Here is a 16890-nt window from a genome sequence, read left to right as displayed (position 1 = left end):
ATTATGACTCAATCTCCTACGACAATATCCCTCGATCGCATTCTCGAACAAAATGCCGAATCTGTACTGATTTGGGTGAAAAACATATTTTCAGGTCAAACCACCCAACCACAAGGGTTTAACTGGCTATTATTAGCCGATGTTTCCTCCGCTAAGGCTCGAAAAGGTGAAAATGGTTCTGGTTTGTGCGATCGCAAATGGGCAGAAGTCGCGATCGCAATTTACGATCTTCTAGCCGATGATGCCGATCGCAAAAAACCAGGTAGTGGCGAGTCTTTTACGATTTCCTCAATGATGTTGCGGGCTGCGGCGATCGAAAAACAGGAAGTAATTTCCGATGATTCTGTTCTCGATGTTAACTTAATTTTAGAATGGTTTTGGGATAACATCAAAGAGTCGCAGGAAGATGTCGAAAAAAAGGTTGCTAATTGGAAAACGCTACCTATTGCAGAAATTCGCGAGTTAAGAAAACTTAAAAATCGATTGAAAGTTATTGCAGCACTTTCTGAGAGTGATAAATATGTTTTAGATGAAAAACTCAACACTTGGCTTTTCCTGCGCGATAAATTACCATAAAAGTGCGATCGCACCATCACCGAACAACTTCTCATTGCACCAGCCATAATACGAACAGTTAATGGTATTCCATGCCCCATTCCCGATGCCCCATTCCCCATATCGGAGTTTTTTATGTCAGAAAAACAACCAAACGAGCCAATTAGTTTTAGTCGCTTTGCCGACTGGTGCAGGCATATTGACAGTCTTTCAGAAGGAGCAAAGCACACAGTTGAAGTGTTGTTAGAAAAGGCTGGCACTGATGACGCTGAAGCAGCGGAGCAGATACTTTCAAGCATGACAACACTGAATCTCAGCAGCAATAGAATTACCGACATCAGCTTCCTCGGCTCGCTCACCAATCTGACAACACTGTATCTCGGCGACAATCAAATTACCGACATCAGCTTCCTCGGCTCGCTCACCAATCTGACAACACTGTATCTCGACAACAATCAAATTACCGACATCAGCTTCCTCGGCTCGCTCACCAATCTGACAACACTCGATCTCGACAGCAATCAAATTACCGACATCAGCTTCCTCGGCTCGCTCACCAATCTGACAGCACTCGATCTCAAGGGCAATAAAATTCGCGACATCAGCTTCGCTCGCTCACCAATCTGACAACACTCGATCTCGGCGACAATAAAATTAGCGACATCAGCTTCCTCGGCTCGCTCACCAATCTGACAACACTCGATCTCGACAGCAATCGAATTACCGACATCAGCTTACTCGGCTCGCTTACCAATCTGACAGCACTGAATCTTGAAAACAATCAAATTACCGACATCAGCGCCTTGCGATCGCTCACCAATCAGACAACACTTAATCTGGACAACAATGAAATTACCGTTCTGTGCGTGCTAGGCGAACTCGCACAGAAACGTCTTACTCTCTCAACTACGCCAATTGATGCTCAAAAAGCCACAGCAGCCATCAAAGTTGCTTATGCCGCTATTGGTCTAGAAGAACCCGAAGTTATTATTTGCAGCAGTCTCCGCGACGTTTGTCCCCAAATCTTCAACAGGCTCAAACCCGACCATTCACAAAAATGCTCAGACGAATACAGCAATAGATTGGGGAAAAATCTAGACCTGAAATGGATACCCGCTGTGGGAGAATTTGCAAGTTCGGATCTGTGGGAGTATGAGCTCGATCACATGGTAATCGAGCCCGAAGCCGACAGCACACTGAGTTCGGTAATGTACAAATTGGTTGACAGCTATGTGCGATCGAAACAAACGATATGGAATGTTTTTTCCAATAATTTGTTCGGTTTTAATTGCCCTGAAACCCCCACGACTTTGTTTAAAGAAATCTATTTGACTGAATTGTATATATCTTCAGGCGTCAATATTTCCCAAAAGGCACAAGAAATACTTCGCTGCCAAAAGCTGCTTTTCGAGCATTGCGGTTTTATATTTCCCTTTGAAAAGATTTGCGCGGTGTGCGATCGCCCCCGCCACCTGCGCTTTGACAGTGAAAACCGCTTGCACGCTGAAGCAGAACCTGCGATCGAGTTTGCGGATGGATGGAATTTTTACTATTATCACGGTGTCAGATTGCCGGAACAATACGGTCAAGTGCATCCCAATTTGTGGAAAGCAGAATGGCTTTTATCTGAAGACAATGCCGAAGTTCGGCGAGTGTTAATTGAAGCAATTGGTTACGATCGCATTTGTCAAGAGTTGGCAGCAGAACAAATAGATAGTTGGCAGGAATATGCACTATTAAAAATAGATAATGCGGATGTCGAGCCGATTTATTTGTTAAAAATGACTTGTCCGAGCACGGAATTCATTCATGCTTTGAGAGTACCGCCAAATGTGACATCTGCTAGGGAGGCAATTCGCTGGGTAAATGGGGGTATCGATCCAGAGGAATTTTCCGTGCAGACTTAATCTATAACAAGTCTAAATCATTCATGCAGATTTGTAGGGGTAGTGCCCCGTGCCTACCCCAACTGGACAACTGGGGGATTGCCCCTGCCTTTTATTATGCCAAATCCCCATATATAATCCACTTTATACCGATCGATAGTTGTCGCTGCTACACAAATAAAATTCACCTTCAGAGGCTTTAAGATTAAAATTGAAAAATAATTTCTGACTGTACAGATCCAAAATTAGAGATTCAGCGTATATCACTAATGAACGCAGTACAAGATTTCATAAGTTCACAGCGCTAAAAACTTAAGCTTGGCAGCTTACAGTTGCGTTGTACTTGTCATGACTATACTGCAAACTATCAAATAACGCGCTTTTATAGCCTAAAAAAATTCGGTAATATTAGCGCGTACTGCGAATTAGCGATTTTTTGTACTGAAAATCCCGCTGCTTTTAGGCACTGGGAATGTCAAATTTAGATGTGCAATATATCATGGCAGACATTAGAGGTACTATACAAGCAGACTCGCTCCCAGGCACTGCTGAAGATGATGTTATTTTTGGTTTTACGGGCAATGACGTAATTGCTGGCAATTCTGGAAATGATAGCATTTTTGGTGGAAAAGATGGCGATTCGATTGATGGGAGTTCTGGAAGAGATTCTCTGTTTGGAGATTTAGGCAGCGACAGTGTTAACGGCGGTGAAGATAACGATTTTGTATTTGGTGGCAAGAATAATGATTTGATTTTTGGCAACTCTGGCAATGATGTTTTGTCGGGAGATAGAGATACTGATATCCTGATCGGCGGAGATGGTGGTGATGTATTTGTTTTGAGTCGCTATGCTGCTGCCGATCCTTTCCTTACCAGCGGTGGTGTTAATTTAGGAAATGCTGATGCGATCGCCGATTTTGCAAACGGTACAGATTTAATCGGTTTGGCGGGCGGACTCTCTTTTGGCGACTTGAATATTCTGGAAGCCGGAAATGATACTGTGATTCAAGACCGGGTAACAGGAGAATTTCTCGCTACTCTCAGAGGTGTGAATCGAAGTGCGATCGACCAAACAGATTTCACTACTAATATTAGCAGCATTCTTCCCAATCCCCCGCCTCCAGCGCTGACAACGGCTTATGCTTTAACTCCCGATAATCGGATTGTCGGTTTTAGCCTTGCTAATCCGGGAAGTGTCATCTCAGATTTGCCTGTGACTGGATTGCAAGCGGGAGAAAGTTTGCTGGGAATTGATTACCGGCCCGCTAATGGCGTGCTTTACGGTGTGGGTTCTAGCAATCGCTTGTATACTGTCAATCCGAAAACGGGGGAAGCAAATTCAGTCGGTAGCGGGCAGTTTGCGGTTCCCCTAACTCAAGGCGCTGTGGGTTTTGATTTCAATCCGACAGTCGATCGCATTCGGTTTGTCAATCAAGCGGGTCAAAACGGTCGCCTCAATCCAGATACCGGGGCAATAGTAGATTCTGACACATTAACTGGGGGAATTCAACTCGATCGCAATTTAGTGTATGCCACGGGCGATCGCAATTTTGGCACAACTCCGGGGGCGGCTGCGGCTGCCTATGTGAATAACTTTGCGGGTGCAACTTCAACGACGCTATTCGTAATTGACAGCAATTCAGATGTTTTGGTGAGACAAGATCCGCCGAATAATGGAGTGTTAAATACGATCGGATCTTTGGGAGTTGATGCAACTAGCATTCTCGGCTTTGATATCAGAAGTATTGGCGGCCGCGATGTCGCAGTGGCCGCGCTAGAAGTCGGGGGAATTTCGGGCTTGTACAACATTAATTTAAGTACCGGTCAAGCTTCTTTTACTGGTAGAATTGCCGACGGAAGACAGATTAACGGTTTGGCATTGCCTTTGCCTACAGCTTACGCCTTAACTGTCAGAAATGGCGCCGAAAGAATCGTCGGTTTTAACGAAGCGGCACCGCGGACTTTACTCAGCGACACAGCAGTAACGGGATTGCAGCCGGGAGAAAGTTTGCTGGGAATTGATTTTCGTCCTGCTAACGGTTTGCTTTACGGTTTAGGTAGTAGCAATCGATTGTACGCGATCGATCCGGTGACTGGGGCTGCAAGTCAACTCGGTAGCGGACAATTCGCCGTACCGCTGACTCCGGGGGCTGCCGGTTTAGATTTCAATCCCACAGTCGATCGAATTCGGTTTGTCAATCAAGCGGGAGAAAACGGTCGGATTAACCCAGATACGGGGGCAATTGTCGATTTTGACACGTTAACCGGAGGAATTCAACTCGATCGCAATTTGACTTATGCGACGGGCGATCGTAATTTTGGCACAACTCCGGGGGCGGCTGCGGCTGCCTATGTGAATAACTTTGCGGGTGCAACTTCGACAACTCTGTTTGTAATTGACAGCAATTTGGATGTTTTGGTGAGACAAGATCCGCCGAATAATGGAGTATTAAATACGATCGGATCTTTAGGGATTGATGCTTCTAGCGTTCTCGGCTTTGATATCAGGAGTGTCGGCGGTAACGAGACAGCTTTGGCTGCGATCGATGTTGGCGGAGTTTCGAGTTTGTACAATATTAATCTGACAACCGGTCAAGCTTCCATTGTCGGTCAAATTGGCGACGGGCGATCGATTAAAGGTTTGGCACTGACCTTAATTTAAATGCTAGATTAAAAGCGATTTTAGATTGACTTTAGGGCAATCTAAAATCGACTTGTATTGCATTTATTCGCTCTCATATCTGGAAAACATCTGCGTCGATCTACCTGGAATCTCCAGTTTCGCGATCGTTCAAAGATTTATGCAATGCAAGTCTAATCGTTTGGGCAATTCCCAATTCCCAATTCCCAATTCCCAATTTGATGTAACATATTATTTTGACAATAAAGATAAGATGTTATCCCAAGTTTTTTACTTACTGCGTTCTCGTGCTGACGGCAAATATATCAGCGCTTGTCCCAATCCAGATTCGGCGGTGAGTTACCTGCTGATGTTTCGCGAAGACTATGATGCTTTGAGTTATCTGAATGCCCACGCTGCTGATGTTGCCGATCGATTTGGGGTAGAATCGATTTCCGGTTCTCAGGTGAAAACGCTGCTTCAGCGTTGGGGATTCAACGGTGTGGGGGTTGTTCAAGACCCGCTGTTACCGAATATTGAGTTTTTATTGACAAAGAATTGACAATTGACAAGATTTGCGCTTCACCCGTTTTCTAGCAGAAATCGGGTTTTTTGCTGAAGTTTTGAGGCGATCGCCCGATCGACCTTCCCGAGTCCGAAGCCCCATATTTAGTGCAAATTGTCAAATTTGTCAAGGTTTTACCCTAAATCTGAATCCTGTTGTATATTCATAGTCTGTTGATATATTCCGACACGTCAGTACACAACCTATGGTTCGAGAATTAGAGCGATCGAGTGCCCGCGAGAAACGCAACCTGTCCGATTTCCCCGAAACAGCACCCGCAGCCAATCCAGTATTTTTCAGGACATACAGCCGTCGTACCGACACGGGAAGGGAGACTTGGGCCGATGTGTGCGATCGAACCGTCAAGGGCTTGGCATCGCTCGGAAACCTCACCTCCGAAGAAACACAGCTCCTACACCGGATGCAAAACGAGCTCAAAACCCTCGCTTCCGGCCGCTGGCTGTGGGTGGGCGGTAGCAACTGGATTGAGCAACCAGAGAACTTTTCCGGCGCCTATAATTGCTCCTCAACCAATATTATCGACTGGCGGGCCTTTGGCTTGTTGATGGATTTGGCAATGATGGGCTGCGGCACCGGTGCAGTTTTGGAACCCAAATACATCAACCAATTGCCACCGATTAGCAACCGCTTAACCGTGACAATGCAAGGTGAAATCGGCTCTACACCCGCTGAATTGCGCCGTCAAGAAACCGAAGTAAAAATAGCTGAAAAAACCGCAACTATTTATGTCGGAGATTCCCGTCAAGGTTGGGTGAAATCCTATCAAGCTTTGTTGGAATTGTCCACAGATGAAAGATTTGCCGGAGAAGTTCAAGTTTACATCGATTTGAGCGATGTCCGCCCCGTGGGAGAGCCTTTAAAAGGTTTTGGTGGAGTCGCAAATCCAGTCAAATTGCCTGACCTTTATCAACGTTGCTCAGCAATTTTGAATAAAGCTTTCGGACGGCAGTTGAATTCAGTTGAATGCTGCGTATTGATAGATGAAGCTGCGGTCACAATTGTGGCTGGTAATATTCGGAGATCCGCCGGAATTCGTCAGTTTACTTTTGATGACGAACTGGGAGCAAATGCTAAAAACAACTTGTGGCAACAAGACGATCAAGGCAACTGGAAAATAGATCCAGAACGCGATGCTTTGAGAATGGCCAACCATACCCGTGTTTTCCATGCCAAACCGACATTAGAAGAATGTATTGATGCTGTTCGCAAACAGTATTATTCTGGTGAAGGTGCAATTCAATGGGCTGGTGAAGCTGTAGCTAGAGCTAACGTTGATTTACTTTCAACACCTAGTCTTAAAATTGAGTTCTTGAAAGCTTACGACGAAGGAAAAGCTAAACAGTGGTTGCAGGAACGCTATCCTGACATGACTGCGGAAGAATTAGAGCATCGGTCAGTCCGTTTGGGCTTAAACCCGTGTGGTAAGTAATTTTGCCTCACGTTAAAAACCTCGCAAAATCGGAGAAGACTGAGATGTTAATTCCGAGGTAAGTAAGGGAATTAAAAGTCCTTTACCACCGTAGAGCGTACCAGGTGAACCTTCTTAATTGAAGAACATAATCCTGGCAAGAGTGCGGGGCATTTACAACTAAAGTAAATGAAAAAGTACGCCGAGCTACAGATAAAATGGAATCTGTAGAACTAGAGGATAAAAAGCCTTTAGGATAACAAAACTGGAAATTATTGGCTCTAACTTCCACTGTGTCAGTGGCGACACTTTGCTAATTACTAAAGACGGACTACATCAAATAAAGGATGTTGTTGGAAGTGAAATCGAAATTTGGAATGGTCAAAGATGGAGCTCCGTCACACCATTTCAGACAGCGAGTAATACCAAGGTTGGACGACGCAAACTTTACCGTGTAAAGTTTGCTGATGGTACTTATCTGGATGCCACAGAATATCATCGTTTCTTTGTCAAGGATCGCTTTGGTAAAGTTTACCAAGAAGTTCAAACCAAAGACTTGATGGATACAAGTCGATATAGCATTCATACTGAACCTTTTACAATTCAGTACGAAGATGGCATGAATATCGATTCAGGTTATGCTTACACTTTGGGTGTGGCTGTAGGAGATGGAACTACAGACCAAAATGACAATGCAAAAGTTCGACTTTACGAAGGCAAAATGGCATTGTCAGTAGCAGGAAATAAGTCGCCTGAAAGAAACTATGACTATTTACCTGCTTTCACAGATGTAACTAACTTGAGCTTTTCTGGAGAATTTCTGAAAAGTTTGAAAGTTAACCCGGAAGCACTAAATGTAATTGCGAGTTGGAATCGGCAAGCAATTTTACATTTTATTGCTGGATTAGCCGATACGGACGGATCGAATACCAATAGTAATGGTATCAGAATTTATCTTTCCGATCGCGATCGGGCTTTCAGAGTTCAGTTACTTTTGACCAAGTGTGGCATTAGCTCATCGCTAAATCTTTGTGCTCATCAAGGATCAGTCACTAATTACGGTGTCCGAAGCCGGGATTTGTACTACTTGCAAATTACTGACTGTGGTGAAATTCCTTGTCAGCGGTTAGATGTGAGCAAAGGGACGAAGGCTAAAGGTAAAGGTAAATGGCAAGTTGTCAGAAGTGTCGAAGAATTACCAGGATTGCATGATACTTACTGTTTCAATGAACCAGAGTTTCATAAGGGAGTTTTCGGCAATACCCTAACTGGAAACTGTAATCTTTCTGAGGTTCACCTCAATCAAATCGACCCTTACAACTTCAAAGAACAAGAAGAAGCTTTCACCGCCGCAGGTTTATCTGTCGCGGTACTTCTCAATCACAAATTTAGCGAACCTCGCTATCAATATAGCCGCGAATTAGACCCGATTGTCGGCGTATCTTTCACGGGATTATTCGATTTCTTCGTTCATGCTTTTGGCGTTGAGTGGCTGCGCTGGTGGGTGGAAGGTCGCCCGCAAACTGCACAGGGAATTGCGTTTAAACAGCGGGAAGAAGAGTATTTGACTGGTTGGCGGGAAATTGTGAATCGCGTAGTATGGGATTATTGCGATCGGCATTCATTGAAACGCCCCAATCGCTGCACAACCGTCCAACCATCGGGTACAAAATCTCTACTGACAGGTGCTTCTCCCGGCTGGCATCCCCCCAAATCCCAGCGTTTCATTCGCCGAATCACTTTCGGCAAAAACGACCCTGTAGCCCTCGCCTGCATCGACTACGGATACAACGTAATTCCGTCCCAATCTGACAAAGATGAAAACGGTAATTTGCTGAACAATCCCTTTGACGAACGCTGTACAGAATGGCTAGTAGAAATACCCGTGGCTGTCAGTTGGGCGGATTTACCCGGTGCTGATGAAATTGAGATCAACAAATTCTCAGCGGCGGCACAAATGGACTTTTATATGCAAGTGCAAAAGTTCTACGTGCGGCACAACACCAGCGCGACGATTGAGTTGCGAGAAAATGAAGTTGAAAGTTTGGGTACGCGGATTTATGAAGCGATTCGCGATGACGAAGGCTACATTTCGGCTGCACTTTTGTCTCGGTTTGATGCCCTAGAAACTTTCCCACGTTTGCCTTTTGAACCGATCGCAAAAGCAACTTACGAGACGATGTTGAAAGATGTTTTAGTGCGCCGTCAAATCGATATTTTTCAGGTGGCACTGAGTCGTTATGACTTGGGTGAAATGATGGATTCGGGGCCTGCGGGTTGCGATTCCGATAAGTGTTTGATGCCTGAGACTAAGACTATGTAATCGCCTTTTATTAAATCCCCCAAAAATGGGGGATTTTTTATGTTTAATTTCAGGTTGACAAAATCGTAGGGGCGGGTTCACCAACCATAATTGCCTAAAAGTAACAATCTCGTAAACCCGCCCCCACCCAACGAATAATTGTCAGATCGTGTCCGATAAATCGCGCATAATATATAAGCCGGGGCGGGTTTTTGAAATTGTCGGTTTTTGGCAAATATTGTTGGTGAACCCGCCCCTACAAGATCGTGGTCAATCGATCGGACATGATATCACTAGAAAAGAAAGAACTCATTTACAATTCTGAATTAAACGGAAATGATATAACAGCCCGATCGTACAATTAAAACTAGCCTGTTTTTTAGAATATGAAAATTCGCTGTATTGCCAACAAAGGAGCTGACCTGCCGGAAAATTATCTAAATCCACCGCTAGACATTACCAAAGAAACTGAATTTAAATTGATAGTCGGTAAAGAGTATACTGTCTATGCTATCTCCCAATGGCAAGGAAATTTAGAATACTATATTTGCGATGAGCGCTATACTTATTATCCTCTAGAGAATCCAGCCCCGTTATTTGAGATAGTTGATGCCAGATATTCTCGGTACTGGCAAGTGCAATTAGCAACTAACGGTTTGTTAGAGATTGCTTTTGAACATTGGTTCTCCATACCTAATTTTTACGATCAACTAACTGACGGAGAAACAGAAACTGTTTTGATTTTTGAGAAAATCAAAGAACTCATGGATGCTGAAGCTGCAATTCCTCAACCCCAACCTTTCTCCGTTGAGGAATTGCTCGCGATGCCGACCTTGCAACCCGACAAACTCGCAAAAGTACCTGGTTGAAATTATGTCTGACAATCAAAATAAACCTAGAGAATACGATGCCGTCAAGGGCGGTCAAAATTCAATTCCGGTCAATGCTGCTGTACTCGGAGGCATCGCCGGCGTTAAACGCCGCTTAGCCTCGTCCGCGATCGAAGTTAGAATCGCCGCACTCTCTGAAGCGCTGAAATATGGAGAAGCAGGGTTAGATTTGATAATTGGAGCATTGCAGGATGAGTCAATGCAGGTGAAATCTGCTGCTTTTTTACTGCTGAAAGATCGGGATGAGGAGAATATAAAACAATGTTTACAAAACCATTTTCCTCTCTTTGGGTTTTATGTTATCACAGTCGATGCGGATGGACAAAAAAACAGTCGTCGTAAGTCATTTGCTCGATTTTTTCCAGAAGATTTAGGTAATGGTATTGTACTGGAAATGGTTTACATTCCCGGTGGCACATTTATGATGGGTTCCCCCAACGACGAAGCAGGACGAGAGGATGACGAAAGCCCGCAGCATCAAGTCACAGTACCAGCTTTTTATGCAGGGAAATACCCCATCACTCAAGCACAGTGGGAAGCCGTCATGGGAAACAACCCATCGTACTTGAAAGGTGAAAAACTTCCTGTTGAATGTGTATCCTGGTATGATGCTGTCGAATTTTGTGAGAAACTGTCGGAAACAACTGGGAAAACATATCGCTTACTGAGTGAAGCGGAATGGGAATACGCCTGTCGTGCGGGTACAACAACCCCATTTCATTTTGGCGAAACGATTACCCCGGAATTAGTCAACTACATAACCGAATCAAACGAACCCACAGATGTGGGGAGTTTTCCCCCCAATGCTTTTGGGTTGTACGATATGCACGGGAATGTTGAGGAATGGTGCAGCGATAAATGGCTTGACAATTATGATGGTGCACCGACTGACGGAAGTTCTTGGGAATCAGGAAACAATTGTCGGATGTTGCGCGGTGGTTCGTGGGCCAACGATCCGAGCAATTGCCGATCGGCTGTTCGTAGCTGCGAACAGCCGATCTATGGCGAGAGATTCAACGGTTTTCGGGTTGCGTGTGTTGCTGCACAACCACCAACACCAAATAAAATCATAGCTGACGAAAAACTAAGTCCAGCAGAGACCTTTCAATTTGAAGTCATCACACTCTACCAATGGGGAAGGATCGTCAAAACAGAACAGCGACAAGCCGAATACTTTAGTGAAAACCTAGGGCGCGGTGTCAGCTTAGAAATGGTAAAGATTCCCGGCGGCACATTTACGATGGGCCCCCCTGACATCTACACAGTTAGTGGCGATCGAATTCCGCAGTATCGAGTCACAGTACCGACATTTTATGCAGGTAAATACGCCATCACCCAAGAACAGTGGGAAGCAGTTATGAGAAACAACCCATCGTGCTTTAAAGGTGAAAAACGTCCTGTAGAAAATGTATCCTGGTATGATGCTGTCAAATTTTGTGAGAAACTGTCGCAAACAACTAGGAAAACATATCGCTTACTGAGTGAAGCCGAATGGGAATACGCCTGTCGTGCGGGTACAACAACCGCATTCCATTTTGGGGAAACCTGTCACTGTATATCTCCAGAAGTAGTCAACTATGACACAAACTACTCCACAGATGTGGGAAGTTTTCCCCCCAATGCTTTTGGGTTGTACGATATGCACGGGAATGTTTGGGAATGGTGCAGCGATAAATGGCATGATAATTATGATGCTGCACGGACTGACGGAAGTTCTTGGGAAACGGGAACAAACAATCATCGGCTGATGCGCGGTGGTTCGTTTTACAGTGATTTTAACTGTCAATCGGCTACTCGTGACCACAGTGCGCCGAACGATGTCTACTGGGCCCGCGGTTTTCGAGTTGCGTGTGTGGCTGCGTAGACTTTCTAGCTTTTTACACTTTTGCCCTTTTGCCCTTGGCGATTAGAAATCGCTTCACCTCAAAGAAAGTCCCAGCAGAGAGGGACTAAGAAAATATAACCATATTCTGCGTTATTTGAAAATATCTTTCCGCTTCTGCAACAGCAAAGTTACGGTCAAATAAACGGCGGCGTGCAATCCTAAAATTCCCCAATTCAAGGCTAAGTTTTGCCAAGTTGGTTCGTAGACGGCGCTTTTCTCGAATAACTGCGGTAGGATTGTTCGATCGGGTAATTCGATCGGCTTTGGCACCATCGCGTTCACGTTAACCAAGCTACCGTAAGCACCCACAGACCAGCGGCTTACCGTCAACCACGAGATATACTGACCGATTTTCTCGATTTTAAACAAACTTCCCAGACTGAACAAGACTCCCGAAAAAATAATTTGCGGCACTAACAGCAAAGGCAAAGCACTGTTGGCCTGACTGCCATTCTTCACAAATGCCGATACCATCAATCCCAAACTCATGCTAGCCAACAGCGTTAAAAATACTGTAATTCCCAAACCCAGCGGCCAAGCGATTATATCCGGTGACGGCTGTTTAAAACCAATTAAAATTACTGCGGTCATTAGCACTGTTTGCAACAAGGCCAATCCTCCCAGCACCAGAAACTTGGAACCGACATAGGGCAGTAAACCTAAATTCACCAATCTTTCTCGCTGGTAAACGGCTGATTCTTTGACAATTTCTTGCAGAGAACTGGACAAACCTACCCAAATAGCTGCCGATGTAAATACAAACAAAATTCGCAAAGCTAAAAAAGCCAGCGCTGGATCGTCTGCTGTTCCGGTAACTAGCGGTTCTATATCTTTGATTCCGGCTAGCAAAATCGGGCAAACAGCAGCAGTTAACAGTCCTAAACCAACGTTAACTGGGTCGCGTAAAGTTAGCTTGAAATAGCGATCGGCGAGGATAAACAGTTGTTTGATTGGGGAAACTTTGGCGGGTTGGGGAAGTTTGACTGGAGGTGCTTGTTTTTGCGGTGCTTTTGGACTTAAGGGCGCGGTTATGTACCGCTGGTAATAGGCGGAATTCCGATAGGTATTCGCCCATTCTTTGATGACCTTTTCGCCGATTTCTAACTCGTTATAAATATTGGCAAAGTCTGCTTGATGAACTCCAAAGAAATTTGCAGCATCTGCGGGCGGGCCGAAGTAGCAAAGGTAGCCGTTGCGGCCGAGAAAAACTAGGCGATCGCACAAATTGACATTTGCCGTAGCGTGCGTCACCAAAACCACCGTCCGACCTTTATCTGCCAAATTCCGCAGCAGTTCCATCATCTTTTTATCCAGCCCCGGATCTAGTCCAGAAGTTGGTTCGTCCAAGAAAAACAACTTCGGATCTGCAAGCAATTCGACGCCGATGCTAACCCGCTTTCTCTGTCCGCCACTAAGGTCTTTTACAAGGGTTTTTCGCTTGTCCAACATCTCAATATCGGTCAGAGTTTTTGTCAAAACTTGCTCGACATCGACATCCGGCGGCAAGCGCAATTTAATTGCGTAAGTTAGGGCTTCTGTAACTGTTAATTCGCCGTGGACTATATCATCCTGAGGCACGTAACCGATTAAAGAACTGTAGCATTCAAAGTTTTTCCGCAATTCGTCGCCGTTGACGTAAACGGCGCCACGATTTGTGGTTTCAATTCCCAGCAAGGTTCGCATTAATGTGGATTTCCCCGCGCCGCTTCCTCCGACTAACGCCACTAACTGTCCGGGTTCAATTACTAGGGAAATATCGTTGACAAAAGGTCGGTTTAAGTTAATTGCTTCTAAGCCGATCGCGTTTCCCGGATCGATAACTGTTAATTCTTCATTTTGATAAATTAGCAGAAAAGGGCCGATGCGAATTTTGGCGCCTTCGGTTAAAACGGCTGTTTTTTGGATGCGTTGGCCGTTAATAAATACGCCGTTAGCGCTGGTGTCTGTGAGAATGTATTCTCCGCGTTTGTTGGCGTCGATCGCACAATGGCTGCGGGAGACGATCGGCGAATTTAACTCTAGCGTAGAAGTGCGATCGCGCCCCAAGACGACCGATCGATTTCGCAGAGACACAGACTCCCGCGAACCCAAAACGGCCAGCGCCGGACTTCCGGGATTGAAATAACTCACCCGCACCGGATTTCTCAAATCCGTACCAATCCGCAACTCGATTCCGTGTCGCAAAACGCAGCCTTGAGTCGGAGTTACAGGAGTTTCAGTCGGAAGCACAAATAACCCGCTACTGCTGGGTTTGAGGCCGTCGCCGTCATAGATGCGATAGTCGTCCCCTTCTTGGCGCAAAATCGCTTGACATCTCGACAGCTTCTCCCAATCTTTGGGAACCAGCAAGTCAGCTTGTTGGGGATTTCGTCCCAGTACGTGTTCAGTCTTGGTCAGTTCCAAGCGTACCACTTCGCCTTGATAGTCGATTTCTAAATAGGGGCTGGCGATTAAGTTTGTTTTCTTATGGGTTTGACCTGTCATATGATTTTAGATTTTAGATTTTAGATTTTAGATTTTAGATTGTGCGAGAATTTAGTACCCAGCATCCAGCGTGCCAGCTTTTTTAGTGCGATCGTCCCCGATCGCACAGGTGATATAAGACTCCCGAGCGTCCCAGCTCGCACTCCAACAAAAAAATGCTTTTTACAAAAATGAGATTCTCTCATTCAGTATTCAAAACATGAGTAATGTTATATCATGTTTAATAATCAATGCTGACAAGCACCGCACTAATTCCAAGCTATCCCCAATTCGGATAGCTTTCAGGAAGCTGCTTTGGCACGAGATACTATTTCTACCAAGCTAATTCCTCCATACCATGAGCTACTGCATTAATCCCAACTGCCGCCATCCAGAAAATCTTGACACTATCAATTTTTGCCAAACTTGCGGATCTGAGTTGCTAATCAACGCACGCTATCGGGTAATTGCTGTTTTGGGACAAGGAGGATTTGGTAAAACTTTTGCAGTCAGAGACAGAGACGGTACTCAGAAAGTGTTGAAAGTTCTGATGAACAACGATACTCTAGGTGTGGAACTTTTTCAGAGAGAAGCTCACGTTTTGCAGCGGCTGAAGCATCCGGGACTCCCGACAGTTGAATCTGAAGGCTATTTTACTTTCAGAGTTAAGGGTACTGATAAATCTTTGCACTGTCTGGTGATGGAGAAAATTGAAGGTAAAAATTTGCAGCAGTGGTTGGAAGCTCATAATTACCAACCTATTTCTTCGGAACTAGCTATTGACTGGTTGACACAACTGACGGAAATATTGAATCTCGTTCACAATCAAAATTATTTTCACCGAGATATTAAGCCGCAAAATGTCATGTGCCGGTCGAACGGAAAATTAGTATTAATTGATTTTGGGGCGGTGCGGGAAGTTACAGAAACTATTCAGAGAGCAACTGGAGAAGTAACTCGCATTTCTTCGATGGGTTACACTCCCGAAGAACAAAAAAAGGGCAAGGCTGAGCCACGTTCTGATTTTTTTGCTTTGGGCCGGAATTTTGTGTATTTGCTGACGGCTCAAGAACCGAGAAATTTGCAGGAAGATCCGCGATCGGGTAAATTGATTTGGCGGAATGTGGCGACTCAAACATCGAAGCCGCTAGCAGATTTGATTGATGATTTGATGGCTTATTTTCCGAAAGACAGGCCAAAAGATACTCAAGTTCTTTTGCAGCGACTTGGTAAACTGAGCGATCGCCCGCCATCGCCATCTCCCGATCGCAGAACTCGTAGATTTGCTTTGGGATGGAAGCCGGCTTTAATGGGACTCGGAGTTGCTGGGGCGATCGCCATTTCCGCCTTCGCAATCCAACATTTCTCTAAAACTCAAGTTGAAAATTTATTAAGTTATCAAAGTTCGACCCATCAGTTTAAAATCAAATACCCTGAAAAGTGGGAAAAACAAGAGTTACAAAATCCAGTAATTAACGATGTGGTTGTATTCATAGCCCCCAAAAAGAACACCGCTGATGCTTATCAAGAACAAATTACTGTCAGCATAGAAGATTTGCCAAAACCGATGTCTCTCGATGAATACAATCAATCGTCTCTCAAGCAAATTAAAACAAATTTTACTGATGTTAAAATTTTAGAAGAAAATCCTAAAACGATTGCTAATCATCGAGGTTATACAGTTGTTTTTGATGATAAAGACGGACAAACCAATACCAAAAAAATGCAAACTTGGACGTTGATGAATAATAAAGCTTACGTGATTACTTACACTGCGGAGAAATCAGAGTATTCGGACTATTTGAAAACGGCTGAAAATATGATGAATTCCTTTGAGATTAACTAATTCAGTTGTTTGTAGTAAGGACTTTAGTCCTGATTCTAGGATCGCGAGTCTAATACCAATTTTCAACGAAATAACAATATTCTTGTTCCCCCCTTTAACAAGGGGGGGCTAGGGGGGGTCTTCGAGTATTGTACAACTTCAGATAAATGGTATAACAATCGCGACCGGAGACGATCGCACTGTTAAAAAAAATACTTTTTGCACTCCTTCATATCAAATCCACTCTTCATCAGAATGATTCATCTCTCTATCCTCTCCCTCTGTGTCCTCTGCGGCCTCTGCGGTTTAATCATTCCGGTAAAACCAGAATTAATATGAAATACTGATTCTTTTACGCTGAACATTTCTCAACATAGCTGTGCAATGCTGGAGATGTAACGATCGCAATTCCGTCATGGCTGACAGAACAGGTCGAATCCGACAAAGCACGTAACAGGATATTACGTGCG

At 44.6% G+C, this 16890-nt stretch carries 11 protein-coding genes and 1 pseudogene; 11 read left to right on the top strand and 1 reads right to left on the bottom strand.

Going from position 1 to position 16890, the window contains the following annotated elements; genetic code table 11:
* Window positions 1-3 precede the first annotated feature (3 nt).
* The 10 genes and pseudogenes from JGK07_RS28885 (at window position 4) to JGK07_RS28835 (ending at window position 12111) form a co-directional block, all read left to right on the top strand.
* Window positions 4-576: a hypothetical protein gene (locus JGK07_RS28885; protein WP_293179776.1), complete on the top strand. Its 573-nt coding sequence runs from the start codon at window positions 4-6 to the stop codon at window positions 574-576.
* A gap of 114 nt (window positions 577-690) precedes the next feature.
* Window positions 691-1182, top strand: a complete 492-nt coding sequence (locus JGK07_RS33310; protein ID WP_366934345.1) for a leucine-rich repeat domain-containing protein — start codon at window positions 691-693, stop codon at window positions 1180-1182.
* Window positions 1179-1349 (top strand): annotated as a pseudogene (locus tag JGK07_RS33305) (leucine-rich repeat domain-containing protein); the annotation flags it as partial. The gene JGK07_RS33310 and the pseudogene JGK07_RS33305, both read left to right, overlap by 4 nt.
* A gap of 9 nt (window positions 1350-1358) precedes the next feature.
* Complete coding sequence (locus JGK07_RS28865) at window positions 1359-2462, top strand: DUF6745 domain-containing protein (protein ID WP_293243299.1); 1104 nt, start codon at window positions 1359-1361, stop codon at window positions 2460-2462.
* Window positions 2463-2913: 451 nt separating this feature from the next.
* Entirely contained in the window at window positions 2914-5103 is a 2190-nt protein-coding gene (locus tag JGK07_RS28860) for a DUF4394 domain-containing protein (protein ID WP_293179782.1), read from the top strand.
* Window positions 5104-5335: 232 nt separating this feature from the next.
* Window positions 5336-5623 carry a hypothetical protein gene (locus JGK07_RS28855; RefSeq protein WP_293179815.1) on the top strand — a complete coding sequence of 96 codons (288 nt, stop codon included), beginning with the start codon at window positions 5336-5338 and terminating at the stop codon, window positions 5621-5623.
* A gap of 208 nt (window positions 5624-5831) precedes the next feature.
* Window positions 5832-7076, top strand: a complete 1245-nt coding sequence (gene nrdJ, locus JGK07_RS28850) for a ribonucleoside-triphosphate reductase, adenosylcobalamin-dependent (RefSeq protein WP_293243301.1) — start codon at window positions 5832-5834, stop codon at window positions 7074-7076.
* A gap of 235 nt (window positions 7077-7311) precedes the next feature.
* A complete protein-coding gene (gene nrdJ, locus JGK07_RS28845) occupies window positions 7312-9378 on the top strand; it encodes a ribonucleoside-triphosphate reductase, adenosylcobalamin-dependent (RefSeq protein WP_366934346.1) in 2067 nt (688 codons plus the stop codon).
* A gap of 365 nt (window positions 9379-9743) precedes the next feature.
* The gene (locus JGK07_RS28840) at window positions 9744-10226 is read left to right on the top strand and encodes a hypothetical protein (protein ID WP_293243304.1); all 483 of its coding nucleotides are present in this window, start codon (window positions 9744-9746) and stop codon (window positions 10224-10226) included.
* Between the two features lie 4 nt (window positions 10227-10230).
* Window positions 10231-12111 (top strand): SUMF1/EgtB/PvdO family nonheme iron enzyme, encoded by a 1881-nt coding sequence (locus JGK07_RS28835; RefSeq protein WP_293243307.1) that lies wholly within the window; start codon window positions 10231-10233, stop codon window positions 12109-12111.
* A gap of 111 nt (window positions 12112-12222) precedes the next feature.
* Here JGK07_RS28835 and JGK07_RS28830 read toward each other — a convergent pair whose 3' ends face one another.
* Window positions 12223-14616: an ATP-binding cassette domain-containing protein gene (locus JGK07_RS28830; protein ID WP_293193055.1), complete on the bottom strand. Its 2394-nt coding sequence runs from the start codon at window positions 14614-14616 to the stop codon at window positions 12223-12225.
* 337 nt (window positions 14617-14953) lie between these two features.
* Between JGK07_RS28830 and JGK07_RS28825 the strand changes: the two genes are divergently transcribed.
* Complete coding sequence (locus tag JGK07_RS28825; RefSeq protein ID WP_293179797.1) at window positions 14954-16441, top strand: serine/threonine-protein kinase; 1488 nt, start codon at window positions 14954-14956, stop codon at window positions 16439-16441.
* Window positions 16442-16890: the final 449 nt, after the last annotated feature.

Source organism: Microcoleus sp. PH2017_24_DOB_U_A (genome assembly GCF_020738205.1).
Classification (GTDB): Bacteria; Cyanobacteriota; Cyanobacteriia; order Cyanobacteriales; family Microcoleaceae; genus Microcoleus.
The sequence above is the reverse complement of the archived record's forward strand: the minus strand, read 5'-3'. Positions and strand labels throughout refer to the sequence as shown.

Bases quoted from the DNA above. Each gene is read 5' to 3' on its own strand.
- nrdJ (WP_293243301.1), top strand. From the start codon at position 5,832: ATGGTTCGAGAATTAGAGCGATCGAGTGCCCGCGAGAAACGCAACCTG.
- JGK07_RS28840 (WP_293243304.1), top strand. From the start codon at position 9,744: ATGAAAATTCGCTGTATTGCCAACAAAGGAGCTGACCTGCCGGAAAAT.
- JGK07_RS33310 (WP_366934345.1), top strand. From the start codon at position 691: ATGTCAGAAAAACAACCAAACGAGCCAATTAGTTTTAGTCGCTTTGCC.
- JGK07_RS28835 (WP_293243307.1), top strand. From the start codon at position 10,231: ATGTCTGACAATCAAAATAAACCTAGAGAATACGATGCCGTCAAGGGC.
- JGK07_RS28860 (WP_293179782.1), top strand. From the start codon at position 2,914: ATGTCAAATTTAGATGTGCAATATATCATGGCAGACATTAGAGGTACT.
- JGK07_RS28885 (WP_293179776.1), top strand. From the start codon at position 4: ATGACTCAATCTCCTACGACAATATCCCTCGATCGCATTCTCGAACAA.
- JGK07_RS28830 (WP_293193055.1), bottom strand. From the start codon at position 14,616: ATGACAGGTCAAACCCATAAGAAAACAAACTTAATCGCCAGCCCCTAT.
- JGK07_RS28825 (WP_293179797.1), top strand. From the start codon at position 14,954: ATGAGCTACTGCATTAATCCCAACTGCCGCCATCCAGAAAATCTTGAC.
- JGK07_RS28855 (WP_293179815.1), top strand. From the start codon at position 5,336: ATGTTATCCCAAGTTTTTTACTTACTGCGTTCTCGTGCTGACGGCAAA.